General features: G+C 63.4%; 2 protein-coding genes. One reads left to right on the forward strand and one right to left on the reverse strand.

Translation table 11 applies throughout. The features are described from left to right. On the forward strand, positions 1-447 hold a 447-nt coding region (locus ABT116_RS47515), incomplete at its 5' end, for an MBL fold metallo-hydrolase (protein WP_351647636.1). A gap of 8 nt (positions 448-455) precedes the next feature. Here ABT116_RS47515 and ABT116_RS47520 read toward each other — a convergent pair. Then, positions 456-1,264 (reverse strand): Ig-like domain-containing protein (locus ABT116_RS47520; RefSeq protein WP_351647638.1); only part of this gene is annotated, 809 nt, incomplete at its 5' end.

The raw sequence follows: 1,264 nt of genomic DNA on the forward strand, positions 1-1,264 counted from the left end.
TACAGCGATCCGCAGACGGCGGAAAAGCTCGGTGGACGCTGGACCGGAGTCCGCCCGGGCGACCGGTTCAGCATCGGTGACGTCGAGGTGACCGGAGCGGGCGGAGAGCACGCGATCATCCATCCGGACCTACCGATGATCGACAACACCGCGTTCCTCCTCGGCGACGCGAGCAACCCGGCGCAGTTCATGCACCCCGGCGATTCCCTCTTCGTCCCCGAACAGACGGTCGACGTTCTTGCCCTCCCCGCCGCCGCACCGTGGCTCAAGATCTCGGAGGCCATCGACTACCTCCGTGCGGTAGCGCCGCGCGTCGCGGTTCCCATCCATCAAGCGATCATCCGCGACGAAGCCACAGGTATTTTCTACGGTCGCTATTCGGAAATGGCTGCCGACGGCACCGAGTTCCGAGTTCTCGGCGAGGAGTCGAGCGTCGAAGTCGCCTGATTCAGTTCTCACGCACTCACGTCGACGATGATCCAGCCGGTGCTCGTCCCGCCGGCTGCGTCGGTGAGTGTGTAGAGAATCCTGTCGGTGCCTGCCTTCGTTCCGGCTTCGAACACCACTTCGCCGTTTTCGAGCTTCACGGTGCCACCGAGAAGTGATGTCGCCTCGACGCCGGTCACCTTGATCGAATCTCCGTTGCTGTCATGATCATTCGCGACGGCGTCGACGGTGACCGCGCCACCTGAGCGGACCCGCGCGGTGTCGAGTGCGGCGTACGGCGGGATCGGACTTGCCGTGTACCGACCGACATCGTCGAGTCGAGCCGAGGCAACATCCGCAGCATCGACGATGGCAGCAAATTCGGTGCCGTCGAAGCGCGAGAGGTCGTTGCCGTTCATGATGGTCGATCCCTCGGCGCCACCGCCGTGATAGTCGTCGGCATAGAAGTTGTGGCCCAACTCGTGGCGGAGGACGCGACTGAAGGTGCCATCGGGCTCGGCACCGACGTGCGCGTAGCTGTGATCGAGTTCGAACTTCGAGTAATAGGCATTTCCGCCACCGGATTTGCACACGACAGTCGCCTGATCGACGCTGGTCCCGACTTGATCGGACCACAGTTCTTCCAACTGCTCGAGGTTTTCACAACTGCTCGAATACGGATCGTCGGCGGCATCTGCCCGAAGGACGACCCGACCGAGGATCGGCCGGATTCCGACGTCTCTGATCCAGATCGCAGCGGTTCTGGCCATGGATTCCTCGGCCCGGTCCAGGGCGACGGCGGGACTGCCTTCACCGTGCGCGGAGTACCATTCGCCGC

The organism is Streptomyces sp. NPDC002130, from assembly GCF_040296465.1.
Lineage (GTDB): Bacteria > Actinomycetota > Actinomycetes > Streptomycetales > Streptomycetaceae > Streptomyces.